The sequence below is a fragment of the Microbacterium sp. SORGH_AS_0454 genome (genome assembly GCF_031453395.1).
GTDB lineage: Bacteria > Actinomycetota > Actinomycetes > Actinomycetales > Microbacteriaceae > Microbacterium.
In genome coordinates this window covers 2,042,621-2,059,688 of sequence record NZ_JAVIYS010000001.1, presented here as the reverse complement: position 1 = coordinate 2,059,688, position 17,068 = coordinate 2,042,621, and the positions used below count along the sequence as shown (strand labels likewise).

The following is a 17,068-nucleotide window of genomic DNA, read 5'->3' as shown; positions in this document are numbered from 1 at the left end:
GGCACCATGCTCACCCCCTCACTCCCGAGCGAAGCGGCTTCCGGCGTCCCTGTCGGTGCGTGGCGGCGCCTCGACGCGGGCCTCGTCGCGCGAGCCGCGAACGGGACACCTCGCACGGGCATCCTCCCGTGGACGCTCGACGATCTGGTCACCGGTACCAGTGACCTCGCGATGACGTACCGCATCGGCCCGTTCGTCGCGGTCACGGCTCGTGGTGCCGGTGTGGAGCGCGTCGCCAACGACGCCTCCGAGACCATCGGTACGGACCCCGCACCGCAGGCGAACTCTCGCATCGACGTCATCTGGGTGCGGGCCACGTTCATCCTCGACGGCGACACCACACCCTCCGTCCTCTTCGGTGTGACCAAGGGCGTCGCGAACGCGAACCCGCAGAAGCCGACCATCCCGGCCGGCGCGCTCGAGCTCGCGACCGCGGTAGTCACGTCGAGCGACCTGGCGACGCAGACGTGCGTGACCACTCAGACGGCCCGCTACACCGCGACCGCTGGTGGCACGGTGCTGCTCCGCAACCAGGCGGAGATGAACGCCTGGACACCGGCAGACGGTGCCACCGCATACCGCCTGGACACGGGGCTGCTGATGGCGCGACGGGGTGGGGCGTGGAAGCTCGCCGCATCTGTCACGCGCGCGACGGCGCTCCTCGACAGTGACGCCAACGGGTTCATCACGATCCCGCATGGTCTCGGCGTCACCCCTGACGCGGTGTCCGTGTCGGAGCGCAACCACCCGAGCACTGACACGAACACACTCGCATTCCGAGCAGTCGTGTGGAACGACCCGGACGAAACGGCGTTCAAAGTACGCCTCATCAACACCAGCACGCCGAACGCGTACCCCAGCTCGCCCCAGCAGTTCCGTCTCACATGGACCGCCCAGTGAGCACCCGCGAATACCAACGGGAGGAGTGATCGATGCAGAAACGCATCCCCAACTACGCCAACGGGTCATGCCCGTTGAACCGTCTCATCGTCCTCCCTAACGGCACAGGGCGGGACAAGTACGGACCATGGGTGCACCGCCTCCCTCGCGCCACGCTCCGCCGGTGGCGCGACCTGCAACGGCGTGGGCGAGAACGTTCGGGCGGGCGCGAGCTCGCGATCTCCCCAGGGTGGTCGACCGACCGCCCCGTCGACATCCAGATCATCCTCAAGGCGGACATGGGGATCTACGCGGCCACCCCGCGCACCTCGTCGCACGGCATGGTCTTCGAGGGTCAGCAGACCGCGGCGATCGACGTCGGCAACTGGGCGTGGGTGTACGCGAACTGCGGTGGCTACAACGCCTGGCAGGAAGACGTGCGCGCCGCCGGCTTCACCCGTCTGCCCGACGGGTATCAGCAAGAGGGCGAGTACCACCACATCATCGATTGGAATCCGTGGGATGACGAACCCGAGTTCGGGGGCGCGCCCGCGGCGACCGACGCGAAACCTCTTGAGGAGGATGACATGTACGACGAACAGGCCAAGAAGGACGCCGCCGAGCGGCACGAAGCGATCATCACCGCGCTCGGCAAGATCCACCAGGCAGCGGCACCGCTTCGCCAGTACCAGTACGGAACCGGCATCGTGGTCCACGACCCCGACAGCGGCGGTCTCTGGGTCCTGCCTTCGCAGGGATACGGCGATCTGCTGAACAAGATGCAGCTCACCGCAGGCGAACCGATCCCGGTCAACGGCGATCAGCTCGCCTTCGCGACCGGTTTTCTGTCGGCTGCTCTCGGCAAGATCGACATGCCCTCCGCGGCGCAGCTCGGCGCGGCCGACCTCGCCGCGATCAAGGATGCGATCTCCAAGGCGCAGGTCGCCGTCACCTCCGAGCAGCTGCAGAAGCTGCTGGACACCGTCGGCGCGGCAGCGCGTGACGGTGGCGAGGACGGGGCGCGCAAGGCGCTCGCGGATCTCACGTTCGTCGTGACGGCATCGTGACCGTCATCCCCACCGCGTGGCGGTACAAGCTCGCGGCGATCTACCTCACCGAGGTCATCACCGTCATCCTCGGGACCGTGGGTGCGGTGTTCGGGGCGTCGATTGTCGCGGCGCCGAAGGACTACGCACGGATCCCGTCGTTCGCTCAGGCGTTCGCGTTCGTCGCACCGCCGTGGTGGGGCCTGACGATGGTGATCCTCGGGGTGCTGATGGTGGCGTTGCTCGTGCATTCGCGTGCGGCGGCCGCGGTGCCCGCGTTCCTGCTCGGGATCGTGTGGGTGCTGTGGGTGCTGCCGATCGCATTCTCCGCGAACTTCGCCCCGTCCGCACCGATCGTGTACACGGCGCTCGCGCTGCTCACCCTCGTCGCGGGAATGTCGTGCCTGGTCGAACGGGGGGAAGCAGATGGACGAACCTAAGCCCGTCCGCCTCACCTCGCCGGACAACGCGTGGGCGGCCGGCGCGATGCTCATCTCCACCGGCATTCCCATCCTGTCCGTCGCCGAGGTGTACCAGCCGGTCGCGCTCGAGGCGTGGAGCCACCTCCTCGCCGACGTGTGGCAGTGGGTGTTGCTGGTCGCCGCTGTCGTCGCGTTCTCGACCCTCCCGCTGATGAAGCGGGCGGAAGGTCACGGAAACCGCATGCGGGCTGTGCAGCGTGTGGAGGCGGTCGCCACGGCCGTCGTGTCGCTCTGCTACCTGCTGCTGTGGGGTGCGCTTGTCCACGAGTACGGGTTCGGCACGAATCCGCTCACGCAGCTCATGGTCGCGGGGCTCGGCATCACCGCCGGGGTGCGGGTCGTTCAGATTGTCCGCGGCCTCGGGCGGTATCGGCGAGCTCTTCGAGCTGGACGCACCACACACGTGGAGGCGATCGCCCAGTCGAAGGAGACCTGATGACGGTGGACGCGTGGGTGGCGGTCGCCGGAGTGGGCGCGGTCGTACTCACCGCCATCGCCGGTCTCTTTAAAGCCGTCGCGGACCTGATTGGTGCGTGGCGTCGACCCGATCGGGCACCGGCCCCGGAGGTCGGTATCCCTGCGGTCGCTGAGCCGCGTGACGACGACATCGACTATCGGGCGTACCTCGACATGAAGGAGCGCGCTGAGAAGGCCGAGGCGGCGCTCAGCGCCTACCTCGATGACCGCCGCCGTACCGCGCCCGACGAGGACACTCACCCCACCACCTGACCCCGGCGCTGTGTCGGGGTCTCCGTCTCGAAAGGACACCCCACATGGACATCGCCATCCCGGCCATCCCGGTCGGCATCCTCACTCTCCTCGCGTTCTTCGCGCCCTATGCGATCGGTGCGCTCAACGGCATCCTCCCGTTCGTACGGAAAGCGTGGCAGCGCAAGGTGGTCTCGATCCTCTTCGCCCTCGCCCTCGCCGTGGTCGTCGTGGTCTTCTACGTGATGATCACCGGTGAGCCCATCGGCAACATCTGGGTCTTCATGCTGCTCGCCGTCGTCATCGTCTCGGCGTCGTACGCACTCATCACCGGCGGCACCGCAAAGGCGATCGAGCGTCGAACGGACCTCACCCTGCCCCGCCCCAGCGACTCCACGCGCGCCGAGTACCAGGCTGCGCTCGACCCGCACAACCCGGCCGCGTTCCGGGACCCCGGCGCGCACAACCAGCCGTGATCCTCCGTGCCGCGGCGACCGTCCTGCTCGTGTGGGCTGTCGCCGCGGTCACCTACCCGGCGCTCTCTCGGGCGCACGCCGACCGCTGAGGAGACGCCATGCCGTTCGACAAGCCCGACTGGGCCGACGGGGATCCGTCGAAGCCGGTCACCGCCGAGAAGCTCCAGCGGCTCGGCGAGCAGTACGACACCGTCGCCGTGGACGCCGACCAGCCCGACACTCCCGTCGGCGCCGCCGTCACCCGCGCGATTGCCGCGGCCGGCGCATACGGCGGATACACCGACAACGGCGACGGCACCGTCACCCTCAACCCCGGCACGTTCACCGACAACGGTGACGGCACGATCTCCCTCGGAGGATGACCATGGCAGGACCAATTCTTTACACGAAGGCCGCCGCCGATGCCGCGTTCGTTCACGACACCGCTGAGGGGCGTGCGCTGCTGGTCGGATCGCCGGAGGCGACCAGCGCATTCGGCCCTGCCGCGGTGGCGCAGTCGCCCGAGATAGCGGCGCAGATCGGCGCATCCGAGCTGCCGCGGTACTCGGCACAGGACAACGTCATCATGGTCTCGCGCGCCGGTAGCGATGCGAACGATGGGCGCGCCCCCGGGTCCGCGAAGAAGACCATCCAGGCCGCAATCGACTTCCTGCACACCACCTTCCGCAAGGGGAAGGTGATCGTCGGAGCGGGCGTCTTCATCGGCGACCTCATGATGCGTGACGGCATCAGCGTGGTTGGCATGGGGAGCAACTCCACGACCATCCAGCCGGCGTCAGGGTCAACCGCGCCCGCAGCGGTGACCTTCGAGGGCGGACCTGTCAACGGGATCCTCATCGAGGGCATCAAGATCCTCGGCAACGGCAACGCCGGACAGATGGGCATCTACGCCTACGCACGTGCCGGGAACGGGCAGCAGGTCGGCGGCTGGTGGTACAGCACCATGCGCGACGTCGCCGTCAGCGGCTTCACCGGCCGCGGCATCTGGCTCCGAGGCGGTGGACCGAGCTACCTGCTGCCGCACCAGTTCCTGAAGTGGGAGATGGTGCGCGTCTTCATGACGAAGGCCGCGAACAAGGAAGCCCTGGTCATCAGCGGCCAGGTCGGTCAGATCGACTTCATCCAGTGCCAGTTCGACTCGGACGAGAAGGCCCCGTACGGCAGCGTCATGACCGTGCCCAACGTCCTCATCACCGACGAGCTCAACGATGACGGGACGTCCGCGTCGGCCGAGACTCCGTACTCCCTCACCTTCCACACCCCGACCTTGCAGGGCGGATGGAAGGCGGTGCTCGTCGCCCGTCTCGCGTCGGGTATCGAGTTCCTCAACCCGCACCTCGAGGGGTTTAAGTACGGCATGCAGGCCGACTCGAACGCCGTCCTCACGATCCGCGGCGGCTCTTTCTCGAACGTCGGAAATGGCGACGGGACCGGCTGGTGGACACGAGCGACCAACGGCGGCGTCGTCTCGTCGACGAACATCACCGGGAACATCAAGGACAAGACCCACACCTCCGACGGCAACATCGGATCGGTGAACGACGTCCGTCAGGGCCCGAAGAACGCCGTCGGCGGGGAGACGGACGGGCTGACTAAGCAGGTCAGCGTCGACGCGAATGGCAAAGTCATCCTGAAGGGCAACCGGACGGCCTTCTGCTCCACGAGCACCACCGCGATCAAGTCGATCGAGTCTTCGGCCACGCCCGGCGAGTCGATCTTTATCGAGGCGTTCGGCGGATCGCTTACGTTCTCCACCGGCTCGGGTCTCATGCTCGGCGGCGAGAACACGCTCACGATCCCGGAGAAGGCCGTCGCGCAGTTCGTGCGCCTCGACGTCCTGAACGTATGGGCGCTTGTCGGGTCGACGCCGCGTCCCGGCATCCCGTGGGTATCCGTCGCCGCGGGCGACTTCCAGAACAGCTGGTCGAGCGTCGGAGAGCCCTACTCGCCGGTGGCCTACCGGCTGTCCGCGGACGGCACCGAGGTGCTGCTCGTGGGGGCGTTGACCGGTGGAACCTCGCCGGGAGTCGCGTTCACGCTTCCGGCGGGATACCGGCCGGCCAAGGGTAAGCGGCTGAGTGCCTACAGTGTGGGTAACGGCGGTGGCCGCGGAATCGAGGTCGGCTCCGACGGGACCGTCCGTGTTCTCTCGGGCGTGACGTCACCGATTTCGCTGGACGGTCTGCGCTTCCCCATCAACATCTGACGCGAGAGGGCGGCGGGCTCGCGGCTCGAACCGGTCCTTTAGCTTGAGGAACGGACGCTCCACGAAGTAGTAGCTGGCGGCGGCGATAGCAACCGCTGCCGCCAGCGCTACGACCTTCCCAGCCGCCCCGTCGATCTGGTCTGTGATGACCCGGAAGACGGGGAAGTGCCAGAGGTAGAGCGAGTAGCTGATCTTCCCGACCCACACGAGCGGCGCCCAGGACAGAACGGGCGTGAGGATCGGCGTGCGTCCGGCGAGACCGGCGACGAACAGCGTCGAGAAGATGGCGGCGAGGGGCAGGAGAACGGCGAACACTGCGTGCTGGTGTGGCCAGTCGTGGGGCATGAACGCCACCAGCGCGAGCACGCCAGCAAGACCGACCCATCCGACCCATGAGAAGCGTTCGATCGTCCGTCGTCCACGGTCTGTCGAGAAGATGAACGCGGCGGCGCATCCGAGCAGGATCGCGCCCGCACGAGCATCGGGACGGTAGTACGACAGGGGCGTGCCGCCGTCAGGTCGCGACTCGAACAGCAGCGCACCAATGGCGAAGGATGCCACCGCCAGGACGGCGAGGATGATGACTGTCGTACGGGGTCGCAGCTTCAGTGCGAACACCGCGATCAACGCGAGGGGCCAGATGAGGTAGAACTGCTCCTCGAGCGCGAGGCTCCACGTGGGGTCGAGCGCGCCGAGGTGCAGCCCGCCGAAGCTGACGAGCAGGTTCGCGGTGTAGGTCAGCGCGCCGAGCGCGGCGAGCCAGAACGGTGAGTCGCCGTCGCGCTGGACCAGGGGCCATGCGATGCCGACCACGGCAACCATGACGATCACCGCGGGGAGGAGTCGGAGGATGCGGCGGATCCAGAAACGGCCGAGTCGGATGGCTCCGGTGGCGGCCTGCTCCTTCAGCAGGATGGACGTGATGAGGAAGCCGGAGAGCGCGAGGAACAAGTCGACGCCAAGGAAGCCTCCCCACGTGAGCGGAACACCGAGGTGGTATCCGACGACGACGGCGATTGCTACGGCGCGCAGTCCGTTGAGCTGCGGCATGTAGCCGAAGCGTGGCCCCCCTGATGGCATGTCGGCGATGCTATCCACTGCCTATGTCCTACGCAGAGTGGCGGCAGGTAAGCACCCCAAACGCGCAGTTCGCATCCGGTATACGCAACGAACCCGCGAAGACGATGACGCCCCCGATGTCCCTCTGCTGAGGTGACACCGGGGGCGTTTCTACGTTGCAACGAGCAATCTGTCAGCCGCCGAGCGCGGCGGTAACAATAGGCCCGATGGCAGCTGCTGCTGCGGCAGGTACGCCCTTCTCCGCCAGGCTCCCCACAAGGCGAGACAAAAGGCCCCTGTCCGGCGCGGGCTTTCTGAGCTCGGCGATGATCGCATCCAACTGCGCCGTCGCCGCACCGATGGCCGCGTCGGCAGAGTTCGCCATGCTTGGGCTGACCGTCACTTGAGTGCTGACGTCCATCCCGATGACAGTGTCGTAATTTCCACCGCCGCTAGGAGCGACCATGGGGGCAATCAGTGTGGTGCCACTCCCGCCACCGAACTGCGCTCCGATCAGGTTCTCGATTGTCAACGTCTGTTGTGGATTGGCAACGAGCGACGTTCTGACTGCCTCGATTGCCTTGATTGCGTCCGCTTTGTTCATGGCGCGAAGATAGCTCTCTTGCCTCGCGTTTGGAACAACTGCGACGAACATATCGAGACGGCCCCGGTGTCCCTCTTCGGAGGTGGCACCGGGGCGTTTCGTCGTTCCATCAGCGGTTGTCGAGACCCCGCTTGGGCGTGACGCGCACCCATGTGCCCGGACTCTCCATCTCGAGGATGCCGAGGTCGAAAGCCGCCCCGTGGTGCATCCAGTTCAGGTCTTCGGCCAGCTCGCCGAGGCGCTGCGCCGTGCGGTTCATGTCGTCTGCACTCACCGCGCGCGTTCGGACCAAGCCAGTCTTCCGCACGCGCTTGCGGACGCCCAGGTTGGCGTCGGCATCGAACTCCCACAGCCCGTGGAGGAACTCGTTTCGGTCGTGCATGAGGCGCCGAGCCTCTTCGAGGTGGGGGAGGATTGCTTCCGGGTGTTCCGTGCCCTCGAGTCTGAGCGTCACGAGATCGGCCAGCATGATTGCCTTGGCCTCGAACTGCATCCCGCGTATCGCACGTAGTCCCACCTCCACGTCGTGAGTGATGGCGTCCGAGAGGAACTGCTCAACCACGGCGTCGAGCAGCGATGCTTGCGCCGCGACTCGGCCAAGCGCCGCGTACTCGTGGTCTCTCAGGACATGTGGCATCAGGCGCTCCTAACATGCAGCAGGATCCACCCGTCGGGCACCTGCGCCCGCAGCGCGGCCATGTCGGCGGCCTCGATGTCACGTGCCCCGTCACGCCGTGAGTACGTCCCGGACGCGGTGAGCGTGTCCGTGCCTTTCCCCATCCGCACCGGGGCGTCGGTGAGGACGAACCCGGCCGGCGCTTGCTGCTCGAGCAGGGCGTGCGCTTCTTCGAGGGAGCGGGCCTCCACCTCGGCGGTGGTGGTTTCGCGGGGGCGGATGGTTCCGATCAGCACAACGTCAGCCTAAGCGGCGTACGGTCACGGCGTTGCGCCACACGACCGGCTGCCAGTGGCCGCCATCGCACGGCACCTCGAGCACGACGACCCGGTCGTTCGCTCCGACCGCCCACGCTTCGACGCGTTCGGCGGCACGGTTGGGCCACTGCACCCACGCCCACACGGGACGCTTCGGGTCGAACCACTCCACAGGGGCGGGCCCGTACGCCTGCATCGGCAGGGTGATCGGATGCACCGCCGCGAGCGTGCGCGACAGCATCTCGTCGCTGACCTTCGCTGAACCCATAGACCGGTCCCCTTCCCCGGCCAGGAGACAGGCTACGTCAGGGGCACGACATCAGGCCACGGGGCGATGTCGGAGGCCCCGGGCAGACTGCACACATGGCTGAGCTGAAAGCACCCGCTCTGCTCGACTTCGAAGCGAGATGGGGCCACCACACCGGCGCGAAAGAACTCGCGATCATGGACGACCTCGACATGCGCCCGGCGAGGTACTACCAGCTACTCACGCGCGCCGCACGGAGCCTTGACGGCATTGCGCACGACCCGATGACCTGCCGCCGCGTGCGCGACGAGACCGCGACCGCGGCCTAGTCAGCGTGCTTGACGAGGATGCTGGCCCCGTTGTCGGGGTGGTAAGCCCACGAGATCGTGTAACCGTCCCACTCGTCGTTCTGCCGACCGTCGAGAGCACGGGTCTGCCCGATCTCCGCTTCGATCGCTGAAGGCGCGTCGAGGCCCTTGAGGAAGCACGTCATCTGCGCGTACGTGGGGCCGTCGAGCTTCGTCACGCGCTGCAACTGCACCGCCTCTCCCCCATCGAGGATCTCGACGGTCGACGACCCAGCGGACGCGACACCGCAGCTCGCCAGCTCTTCTCGGAACGTCGCGAGACGCCGCACCTCGGCGGCCTGCGCTTCGGCAGCTACGCGCGCTGCCTCCTCCTTCGCGGCGGCCTCGTGCGCGGCGTTGAGCGAGACGGGAATCGCGATCGCCGCGGCGACGACGATGACGCCGATCCCGGCGAAGATCCACGGGGTGAGGCTGCGCTTTTTCGGCGTCGGCTGCTGCGGTGCTTCGGTGGTGATGGTGCTGTCGGTCATGGTGCCCCCCTGCTGTGTCCGCTGAGCATACCGCCGCCCGCGGGTGCCGTCAGGGGCGGATTGAAAGCGGTACGTTTCCGGTACTTTCGTGAGCCGGGAGCGGGTCCACGCCCTCGACTGCCGCGGAATTACGTGCCGGCTACAGGACTTGAACCTGCAACCCCCGTTTGTGCGGTGCGCTGTATATAGGTGTACTTACTTGTACCGCCCGCGTAATTACGCGGGACCGGTACAACTAAGTACACGTATGGACATGTGCAAAACCGTGAGTAAATCGTGAATGAGGCCTGCCACGCTCACGCAGTACGACGCCGCTGCTCGGCCATCCGCGCCGCCTGCATCCGACGCAGCCGGCGCACCAGCATGGGCCGCGCCGCCACCGCCTCCGGGGTGTCGATCACGCGGTGCAGCACCTGAAAGTACCGAGCCGGCGTCACTCCGAAGCGCGACCGAATCGCCTCATCCTTCCGCCCCGACCAGCGCGGCCACTCCTCCTCGAAGTCGAGCAGGTTCATCATCTCGATAGCTGCCATGCGCACAGTCTCCCCCGCACCTCCGACATGGGCGCTACCCTGACAATCGACCTAGGGGGAACACATGGAACCGATCACCGCGAACGGCGTCAACGGCCAGATCTCGTTCGATGGCAACGTGGTGCGAATCACTCGCGCTGGATTCTTCGGACGCGTCGGCCACGGCCGCGGCGAGAAGACTCTCAATGTTCGATCGATCGGGGCCGTGCAGATCAAGCCGGCATCCGCTCTCGTGAACGGCTTCATCCAGTTCTCCGTTTCGGGTGAGTCCTCGAAACAGTCGATCGGCTTCGGGCGGTCGCAGGATGCCGCCCAGGACGAGAACGCCGTGATCTTTGCGAAGAAATCGACGGCGGATTTCGAGGCCTTGCGCGACGCCGTGCTCGCCGCACTTGCAGGTGGGTCTACCCCTGCGCCGGCCGTCGACCACGCCGAGCAGCTGACCAAACTCGCCGCCCTGCGGGATGCCGGCGTGATCACGCCCGAGGAGTTCGACGCGAAGAAAGCCGAGATCCTCGAGCGCATGTGACGCGTCGCTCGCGGCCAACAACGACGAATCGCCCCGGCGCCCGCCCTCTCGAGAGGGTCGGACGCCGGGGCGTTTGTCATGCGGGGCGCGTGTATCGAAGGTTCAGCACGAACGATCCGGGGGTGGCAGTACCGCCGAAGCCCCCGTACTGCGAGCCGACGGCGACGAGCCCGCGCGCGGCGCCCGTGCGGAGCGCCTCACGTAGACCGGCTGGGAGCGCGATCTGCCCGGTGCCACCCGATCCGATCGACCCCGAAGCCGCGGCCTCGAAAGGGCCAGCCGACGGCTCGCCCTGGGGACGGCTGCCTGCCGCGGTCCCCTGCACGGTCAGCACCGCACTGTTTCCGTCGGCGGTCTTCCGTGCGGTCAGTATCGCCTCGTCGATCGACACGGCCCCGAGGTTGGCGATCTGATCGCCGTACCCCGCGAACCCGCGCAGCTGCCCCGAGCCGTAAGCCGACCCCTGGTAGATATCGCTCGCGCCGCCGTACCGGTCGGTGTTCCACTGATCCCAGCGACCGGCCGACGCTCGATAGGTGCCCGACGACTGCGGGCCGATGGAGGCCGTGGCCGTCACGGTCGAGCCACCCGCGCTCGGGGGCGCTTCGACCGGCGGTGGGGCGGGCACGGTGGCGGGTCCGAGCGCGATCACCGGGACACCCCAGTCGTCGAGCAAGATCCATGCCGTCTGACCCACCGTGTAGGTGCCGGCGACCGAGGGGATGGTCGATGACTTCCCGTCGACTGTGACCGTCACGACGGTGCCGTTAACGGCCGCAACGGTTCCGAGAACTGCGGGCGCGCCGGGCTCAATTGAGCCGAGCACCAGCACCGGACGCGCCGACGTCGCGTCGAACAGGACACGTACGGGCGCCGCCCGCACGTAGCGCCCGGCGACCGCCGGCAGCCACACGTCACCGCCGCGCAGCGCAACGCGCACCCGTCGCCCGTCCACGTCGCGATCGATCACTGAGCCCGTTGAGACGAGCGCCGTGTCGTCGTCGCGGCCTGGCCCCTGCGGCACCATCCGCTCGAGCGAGCCGAGCAGGTTCAGCGGACTGACGTCGATCACCCGGACACCCCCACGTCGATGCGCATGTCTCCCCCGTCGGCCGTCAGCGGGAGATCCCACGCGGTGACCCAGCCCCACAGGGGCGTGTCGCCCTCGCGGGTCACGGCCACCGGGTCATCGATCTCGAGGCGCGGGTCGGGTGCGATGCGCACCGGCACCGCCTGAGCGGGGCGCGCTGCATTGTCGAGCATGGTTCGCGCTGCAGCCTGTGCCTGTGACGCGTTCTCGAGCAGGCTCGACGACCATTCCTTCACGACCACGCCGTAATCGCCGTTGATGCTCATCGGCCCCGAGGTGATCGCCGCGACCCCCTGCACGTCAGCGGTAGCCGAGCTCCCCGTCGTCGCGACGACAACGTTCGGGACACCGCCGCGTGAGTCCGACCGAGGGGCGGCGATCAGCGTTCCACCCTTGCCGTCGCGCAGGGTGACGACCGGTTTCGGTACGTCCGGGAGCGGGGCACGGAACGCGATCTGCCCCCACGCGTCCACCCGCAGCAGCGCCGGCCACGCGTCGGCGATCTCCTGCAGATTCTCGATCCGACTGCGAGACCATGACATTGCGGGCGAACACGGCCGGTCGATGAGCTTCGGGTCGAAAGACACGCCCATGCCCGCCGGGGCGAGACGGCGCGCCTCGCTCTTTAGCGTTCCGGTCGGCGAGGTGAGCGACAGCAGCTTGTCGTCGCGGGGTCGCGCCAGCAGCGACTCCGCTTTCACCGTGACTGTGCCAGCGTCGTCATCATCCCAGTCTTTGATCTGATACCGGCCGATCCGGGTCTCCCAGATCTCGCCCGTCACGACGGATTCGATGATGGTCGTCACGTCGAGCGTCTGCCCGTACCTGGCGAGCGAGTGCTGCGCATCCTTCCCGGGGCGCCAGTCCTTCACGTCTCCCCCGGGTGCCCCGGCTGCGAACCGGGGCACCGTCAGGGATAGCTCTTCGATCACCTCTTGCGTCGCTTTGCCGGTGACACGTCCGGCGATGATCGGCACCGTCGCGGCGAGCATCCGCCCGCCGAGCCACGACGTGATCCGAGCACTGTACAGAGGTGCTCCTGCGAGCACCTCGTCGGGCGGTCCGTTACGCATCCCGACCCCCTCTCAGAGCAACGACCAATCGGCCGCGTCGAACTGATCCCACGTGGCGAAGAGCTCATCGAACGACCCGACCGGGACGACCGAACCGGCCGAGATGGTCGGTGCGGACACGTCAAGCTGATCGTTCGCCGCGACACCGGATGCCGCCATGCGAGCACCCGAGGCGAGACCGCTCACGCCGGCAGGCGCGACGGCTGTCACCGATACCTGCTGCCACTGCCCGGTCAGGGTGACCGGCGCACCGGTGACGACCGCACCCGACGACCACTTCAGCAGTGCGGACGCCGAGCGCCCCGGCGTGCCCTTCACGCGCGCGGTCACCGTGTACGTCGCCTGCGGCGTGACCGCCTCGCCGAGCGTCTTCGCGGCGGCCGTGTAGACCGACTCGATGACGTCGACTGCAGTCCCTGCAGCGGATGCCGTGGCGCGCGCAAAGTTGGGCGTGAGGTATCCGCCCGCGGTGACGAGCGAGAGCGAACCGTTCGCCGCCGACCAGCCCGTGAGGGAGGGGAACAGCGAATGGTACGACCACACCCGATCCGCCATCGCGTCATCGAAGTCACGCCACGTGAATGCGATCAGAGCAGACGAGGGCTGCGGATCGCTGATCTCCCGGACCGTGAGAGCGAATCGTCGCCACGTGTCGAACCCATCGGAAATGAGCTCATCGCCCCAGTCGGTGACGATCCCGAGCACGACGGGTTTCAAGTCACGGATACCGGGTGGCAGCCGACGCACGATCGGCCGACCGGTGCGCAGGATCTGTTCCATTGCGGCAGAGTCGGCGCCCTGAGTATCGAATTGCCACGAGTACGAAAACGATCCCGGCACGTCGAGACGCGCCGCGGGGTCTCGTCGGCCGGCGATCTCGAATGTCGACGATCGAGTGTTTGACTTCCGCGCCTCGGTCAGAGACGCGATCTCCACGCCGGCCTTCTGCAGACCGTCGATCGTCTGCACGACCCCGACGCCGGGGCCGGCGTATGCGACCGTCAGGGGCACCGCGACGTAGGTCACACCGTCGACCACCGCCTGATAGGTGATGAGCGCGTTCAGCGCTGTACGACTGTCGATGAGCACCAGCTGCCCGCCCAACGAAACACCCGCGCCGCCGGGAATCGACCAGCGCGAGCCGTCCGCAGTCGTGCCGACCACCTCGAAGATCGCGCCCGCCGCGACCCCGCTCAGCGTCACCTGAGCGGGGCGCGGATCGGCCGACGACAACAGCGCTGCAGTGAGAGTTACCGGCATCCGCTCACACCCCCAGTGCTGTCTTAATCTGCGACTGCGCGCCCTTCACGATCAGCGGATACACCGTCTGACCGATCAGCTGAGCGACAAGTTCGAGATCCTCACGTGCGAGCCGGGTCGGCCCGCCGGGTGCCGAAGCCCGGCCAGACCTAGCGGCCTCGAGCGCCACCCGCTCCATGCGATTAGCGACCTTGTCGACCGGCTCGATGTACTCACGCCCACCGGGATTGTCGCCGACGACGGCGAGCATCGGCCCCATCGTCACACCACCCGTCGCCAGGTACGGCACCTGCGGCAGCGAAACCCCGAAGGACTGACCGCCGACCATCGGCACCCACGCCGGGATCGTTACCGAGATCCCGTTGATAGCCCGGATGGCCCCATTCACGAGGCCGATGATCGCGTTTATCGGACCGCGGACGGCATTCACCGCCCCGCTGAACGCGTTCGAGATAAACCCCCCGATCGCCCCGAACACCGTTCGGAAAGCGTTTCCCACCATGTCAACCGCCCCCGAAATCGCGTTGAACACGGGCGAGATGATCGAGTTGTACACCCACTGCACGGCCTGCCCGATCCCGTTCACCGCCGGCATGATGGCACTGTTCCACAGCCACGAGAACACCGAGCCGACAGCGTTCACCGCTGCCCCGATGGCAGCCCCGACCGGCACGACGACGTTCGCGTGCAGCCACGAGAAGACGCTGCCGACGTTGCGGATCACGTCAGCGACGAACTGACCGAACGGGGCGAACACGTTCTGCCCGATCCAATTCAGCACGTCGCCGATCCCGCGAATGACAGCATCGATGCCCTGCCCGACCGGAACGAACACGTTCTGATAGAGCCACTGCAGCCCCTGCCCGATGAGATCGAACACCGGCATCGCGACGTTCTCCCACAGCCACACGATCACCGCGGCCCACAGGCCGATATAGAGCATGATCCCGGTCACGACCGGCAGGATGACGTTCTGATACAGCCAGTTGAAGACGTCGCCGATCCCCTGCACAACGGTGGCGATGAAGCTACCGATGGGGGCGAAGACGTTCGTCCCGAGCCACTCGAACGCGGCACCGATCGCCGAGAAGACGGGCGACAAGACGTTGTCCCAGAGCCACGACCAGGCCGACCCGAGCCACGAAATGACGCTGTCCCAGTTCGACGCGAGCCAAATGATCCCGGCAACCAGCAGCACAACGGCCGCGATGATCCCGAGGATGATCCACGTGATAGGGGACGCGAGCCACGCCGCATTGCTCGCCCACTGCGCCGCCGTTTGTATTGCCTGCGCAGCCGCGAAGACCTTCATAGCGCCGCTCGCAAGGATCACCGCCCCCGCGAGAACGCCGACCACCGACGCGATCGCCGTCACGACCCCCTGATTCTCGCTCGCCCAGTCGGCAAATCCGCGGAGCACGCCCAGACCATCGGTCACCGTCGGCGCGAAGGATTCGCCAATCTCAGCGGCGGTCATCTGCAGGTCACGGCGAATGGACTCCCACGAGCTCTTCATGTTCCCCGACGTAGTCTCGGCCATCTTCGCGGCCGACCCCGACACGTCGCCGAGTGCCGTATCGACGCCCGTCAGAGTCTCGAGGAACTGCGGGATCTCGTTCACGCCGAGATCCTCGAGCGGGGTACCGAACAGGCCGATCGCAGCGTTCGCTCGCTTCACCGGATCTTCGATGCCGAGCAGCCCCTGCACTACCTGCTGGAACCCCTCCTTGCCCTGCTCGCCGCCCGCGAGGATCTTCGCCGCCATATCGGACGCCGATAGCCCCGCGGCCTCGTACGCCGCGACAGAGGCCGCAGACATGTCCGTCGCGCGGATGCCAAATTCCTTGACCGCGTCGCCGGTCTTGTCGATCCCGTACATGCCCTTGGACGCCGACGCGAGCAGCGCGCCCATCGCGTCCTCACCGGACATGCCGATCTGCTGGAAGAAAGGCCCGTACTCGTCGACCGCGTCAAGAATGTCCTCACGCACAGCCGGCGGCACCTTCTGCAGCGTCGCCGTCAGCAGATCGAGACCCTGCTCAGCCGAGGACGCGAGCCCCGTCGAAAGCATCTGACCGACCACCTGAGAGATGCGATCCGCCTCGAGCTCCATCCCGCCCGATATGGTGAGCACCTTTTCGGTGATCCCCTGGATTTCCTCGGCCGAAGCGTCACGCATTCCGCGGATCGACCCAACGACGCCGGCCGTCGCCGCCTGCACCTCCTCGAGCGATCCACCAAACGCGTTCGCGTAGGCACTCGCGGCGGCCTCACCCGCCGCTGCCGCCTGCGGCTCCGTCAGCGCCAGCGACCCCGCCAGCCGGTCGACGCCCTCCTCGGCATTGGCGAATGCGACCGTCGACCCGACTGCCGCACCCGTGACGGCGAGCAGCGTCCCGGCGGCCACCTTCGACCCCTGCTCAAGCGCATCGTTCCACGCGTCGAACTTCGCTTTCGACCGGTCGACCTTGTCGAGAGATTCATCTTCGACGAGCAGTCGGATGATCAGATCCGTTGCGGACTTACCGGCCACTCGGTCACCTCCGTTTTCTCAGACGCTCCAACTCGGCCGCGTCTTCCTCTTTTTGCTTGGCGATCGCGTCGCACGACAGGGCCAGCTGCGCCCACAGGTCGTAGGGCAACTCCCACAGACGGTCGGGGGTGAGCGCCGGCCAGTAGTCGTGACGGCAGATCAGCAGCGCACGGCGCATCACCTGCTCTTCGAGCCACGGTTCGCGCTCGTTCAGCGCCTCGAGCTCGGGCGACGCCTTCTCAGGCTGCCGACGTCGCCCCCGCCCGTTACGAATTACTGAGGGTCCGGGGTCTCCTCACCCTCCGTCCCGGCCTCGCGGTGGTCACCGGGCTCGGCGAGCAGGTTGTCGATGCCGTCGAGATTGGCGCACGAGTCGAAGGTCACATCGTGGCCGGCGCGGCGCAGGCTCGCGAAGATCGCGAACGCGGTCTGCATGCTCCCCGACTTCATCCGCTCGGCGTACTCCTTGCGGTTCCAGCCGGTTTCCTTCTCGACAGCCGCACCGTCCCAAAGATTCGGCTTAACGATCGGGATCGTCGAACCGTCGGCGAGCTTGATTTTTGCCATGCGCT

The 17,068-nt window shown here is 67.1% G+C and carries 23 protein-coding genes and 1 tRNA gene; 10 read left to right on the top strand and 14 right to left on the bottom strand.

Going from position 1 to position 17,068, the window contains the following annotated elements; all coding sequences use genetic code 11:
• Positions 1-6: 6 nt before the first annotated feature.
• The 8 genes from QE454_RS09670 to QE454_RS09635 all read left to right on the top strand — a co-directional run bounded on the left by QE454_RS09670 (position 7) and on the right by QE454_RS09635 (position 5,797).
• Positions 7-900, top strand: coding sequence for a hypothetical protein (locus QE454_RS09670; protein ID WP_307455814.1), 894 nt, complete (start codon positions 7-9; stop codon positions 898-900).
• Between the two features lie 32 nt (positions 901-932).
• Complete coding sequence (locus tag QE454_RS09665; protein WP_307455816.1) at positions 933-1,946, top strand: hypothetical protein; 1,014 nt, start codon at positions 933-935, stop codon at positions 1,944-1,946.
• Positions 1,943-2,365: a hypothetical protein gene (locus tag QE454_RS09660; RefSeq protein ID WP_307455818.1), complete on the top strand. Its 423-nt coding sequence runs from the start codon at positions 1,943-1,945 to the stop codon at positions 2,363-2,365. The genes QE454_RS09665 and QE454_RS09660 overlap by 4 nt, the downstream gene beginning before the upstream one ends.
• Positions 2,352-2,843 carry a hypothetical protein gene (locus QE454_RS09655; protein WP_279367324.1) on the top strand — a complete coding sequence of 164 codons (492 nt, stop codon included), beginning with the start codon at positions 2,352-2,354 and terminating at the stop codon, positions 2,841-2,843. Before QE454_RS09660 ends, QE454_RS09655 begins: the two co-directional genes overlap by 14 nt.
• Positions 2,843-3,136 (top strand): hypothetical protein, encoded by a 294-nt coding sequence (locus tag QE454_RS09650; RefSeq protein ID WP_307455821.1) that lies wholly within the window; start codon positions 2,843-2,845, stop codon positions 3,134-3,136. The genes QE454_RS09655 and QE454_RS09650 overlap by 1 nt, the downstream gene beginning before the upstream one ends.
• A gap of 44 nt (positions 3,137-3,180) precedes the next feature.
• The gene (locus QE454_RS09645) at positions 3,181-3,591 is read left to right on the top strand and encodes a hypothetical protein (protein ID WP_307455823.1); all 411 of its coding nucleotides are present in this window, start codon (positions 3,181-3,183) and stop codon (positions 3,589-3,591) included.
• 98 nt (positions 3,592-3,689) lie between these two features.
• On the top strand, positions 3,690-3,953 hold the full coding sequence (locus QE454_RS09640; RefSeq protein WP_307455826.1) for a hypothetical protein: 264 nt from the start codon (positions 3,690-3,692) through the stop codon (positions 3,951-3,953).
• Between the two features lie 2 nt (positions 3,954-3,955).
• On the top strand, positions 3,956-5,797 hold the full coding sequence (locus QE454_RS09635) for a hypothetical protein (RefSeq protein WP_307455827.1): 1,842 nt from the start codon (positions 3,956-3,958) through the stop codon (positions 5,795-5,797).
• On the opposite strand, the gene QE454_RS09630 is transcribed toward QE454_RS09635, so the two are convergent.
• The 5 genes from QE454_RS09630 to QE454_RS09610 form a co-directional block, all read right to left on the bottom strand.
• Positions 5,753-6,877, bottom strand: a complete 1,125-nt coding sequence (locus QE454_RS09630) for an acyltransferase (RefSeq protein WP_307455830.1) — start codon at positions 6,875-6,877, stop codon at positions 5,753-5,755. The genes QE454_RS09635 and QE454_RS09630 overlap by 45 nt on opposite strands.
• A gap of 172 nt (positions 6,878-7,049) precedes the next feature.
• Positions 7,050-7,460, bottom strand: a complete 411-nt coding sequence (locus tag QE454_RS09625; RefSeq protein WP_307455832.1) for a hypothetical protein — start codon at positions 7,458-7,460, stop codon at positions 7,050-7,052.
• A 109-nt stretch (positions 7,461-7,569) separates the two neighbouring features.
• A complete protein-coding gene (locus tag QE454_RS09620; protein WP_307455833.1) occupies positions 7,570-8,097 on the bottom strand; it encodes a hypothetical protein in 528 nt (175 codons plus the stop codon).
• On the bottom strand, positions 8,097-8,372 hold the full coding sequence (locus QE454_RS09615) for a hypothetical protein (protein WP_307455835.1): 276 nt from the start codon (positions 8,370-8,372) through the stop codon (positions 8,097-8,099). The genes QE454_RS09620 and QE454_RS09615 overlap by 1 nt, the downstream gene beginning before the upstream one ends.
• A 4-nt stretch (positions 8,373-8,376) precedes the next feature.
• A complete protein-coding gene (locus tag QE454_RS09610) occupies positions 8,377-8,661 on the bottom strand; it encodes a hypothetical protein (RefSeq protein WP_307455837.1) in 285 nt (94 codons plus the stop codon).
• 95 nt (positions 8,662-8,756) lie between these two features.
• Here QE454_RS09610 and QE454_RS09605 point away from each other — a divergent pair, with 95 nt between their 5' ends.
• Positions 8,757-8,969: a DUF3263 domain-containing protein gene (locus QE454_RS09605; protein ID WP_307455839.1), complete on the top strand. Its 213-nt coding sequence runs from the start codon at positions 8,757-8,759 to the stop codon at positions 8,967-8,969.
• Here the strand turns inward: QE454_RS09605 and QE454_RS09600 are convergent.
• The 3 genes from QE454_RS09600 to QE454_RS09590 all read right to left on the bottom strand — a co-directional run bounded on the left by QE454_RS09600 (position 8,966) and on the right by QE454_RS09590 (position 10,011).
• Positions 8,966-9,478 carry a hypothetical protein gene (locus QE454_RS09600; RefSeq protein WP_307455842.1) on the bottom strand — a complete coding sequence of 171 codons (513 nt, stop codon included), beginning with the start codon at positions 9,476-9,478 and terminating at the stop codon, positions 8,966-8,968. The two genes, QE454_RS09605 and QE454_RS09600, sit on opposite strands and share 4 nt — an antisense overlap.
• A 133-nt stretch (positions 9,479-9,611) precedes the next feature.
• Positions 9,612-9,690: transfer RNA gene (locus tag QE454_RS09595), tRNA-OTHER, on the bottom strand.
• An 84-nt stretch (positions 9,691-9,774) separates the two neighbouring features.
• Entirely contained in the window at positions 9,775-10,011 is a 237-nt protein-coding gene (locus tag QE454_RS09590) for a DUF3263 domain-containing protein (protein WP_116239047.1), read from the bottom strand.
• Positions 10,012-10,075: 64 nt separating this feature from the next.
• Between QE454_RS09590 and QE454_RS09585 the strand changes: the two genes are divergently transcribed.
• The gene (locus tag QE454_RS09585; RefSeq protein WP_116239048.1) at positions 10,076-10,540 is read left to right on the top strand and encodes a DUF4429 domain-containing protein; all 465 of its coding nucleotides are present in this window, start codon (positions 10,076-10,078) and stop codon (positions 10,538-10,540) included.
• Between the two features lie 76 nt (positions 10,541-10,616).
• Here the strand turns inward: QE454_RS09585 and QE454_RS09580 are convergent, their stop codons facing one another.
• The 6 genes from QE454_RS09580 to QE454_RS09555 all read right to left on the bottom strand — a co-directional run bounded on the left by QE454_RS09580 (position 10,617) and on the right by QE454_RS09555 (position 17,063).
• Positions 10,617-11,612 carry a hypothetical protein gene (locus QE454_RS09580; protein ID WP_307455845.1) on the bottom strand — a complete coding sequence of 332 codons (996 nt, stop codon included), beginning with the start codon at positions 11,610-11,612 and terminating at the stop codon, positions 10,617-10,619.
• Positions 11,609-12,703, bottom strand: coding sequence for a hypothetical protein (locus QE454_RS09575; RefSeq protein WP_307455847.1), 1,095 nt, complete (start codon positions 12,701-12,703; stop codon positions 11,609-11,611). Before QE454_RS09575 ends, QE454_RS09580 begins: the two co-directional genes overlap by 4 nt.
• A 12-nt stretch (positions 12,704-12,715) precedes the next feature.
• The gene (locus QE454_RS09570; protein ID WP_307455849.1) at positions 12,716-13,963 is read right to left on the bottom strand and encodes a hypothetical protein; all 1,248 of its coding nucleotides are present in this window, start codon (positions 13,961-13,963) and stop codon (positions 12,716-12,718) included.
• Positions 13,964-13,967: 4 nt separating this feature from the next.
• Positions 13,968-16,496 (bottom strand): phage tail tape measure protein, encoded by a 2,529-nt coding sequence (locus QE454_RS09565; protein ID WP_307455851.1) that lies wholly within the window; start codon positions 16,494-16,496, stop codon positions 13,968-13,970.
• 4 nt (positions 16,497-16,500) lie between these two features.
• Positions 16,501-16,677, bottom strand: a complete 177-nt coding sequence (locus QE454_RS09560) for a hypothetical protein (RefSeq protein ID WP_309668610.1) — start codon at positions 16,675-16,677, stop codon at positions 16,501-16,503.
• A 92-nt stretch (positions 16,678-16,769) separates the two neighbouring features.
• Positions 16,770-17,063, bottom strand: a complete 294-nt coding sequence (locus QE454_RS09555; RefSeq protein ID WP_307455853.1) for a hypothetical protein — start codon at positions 17,061-17,063, stop codon at positions 16,770-16,772.
• Positions 17,064-17,068 lie beyond the last annotated feature (5 nt).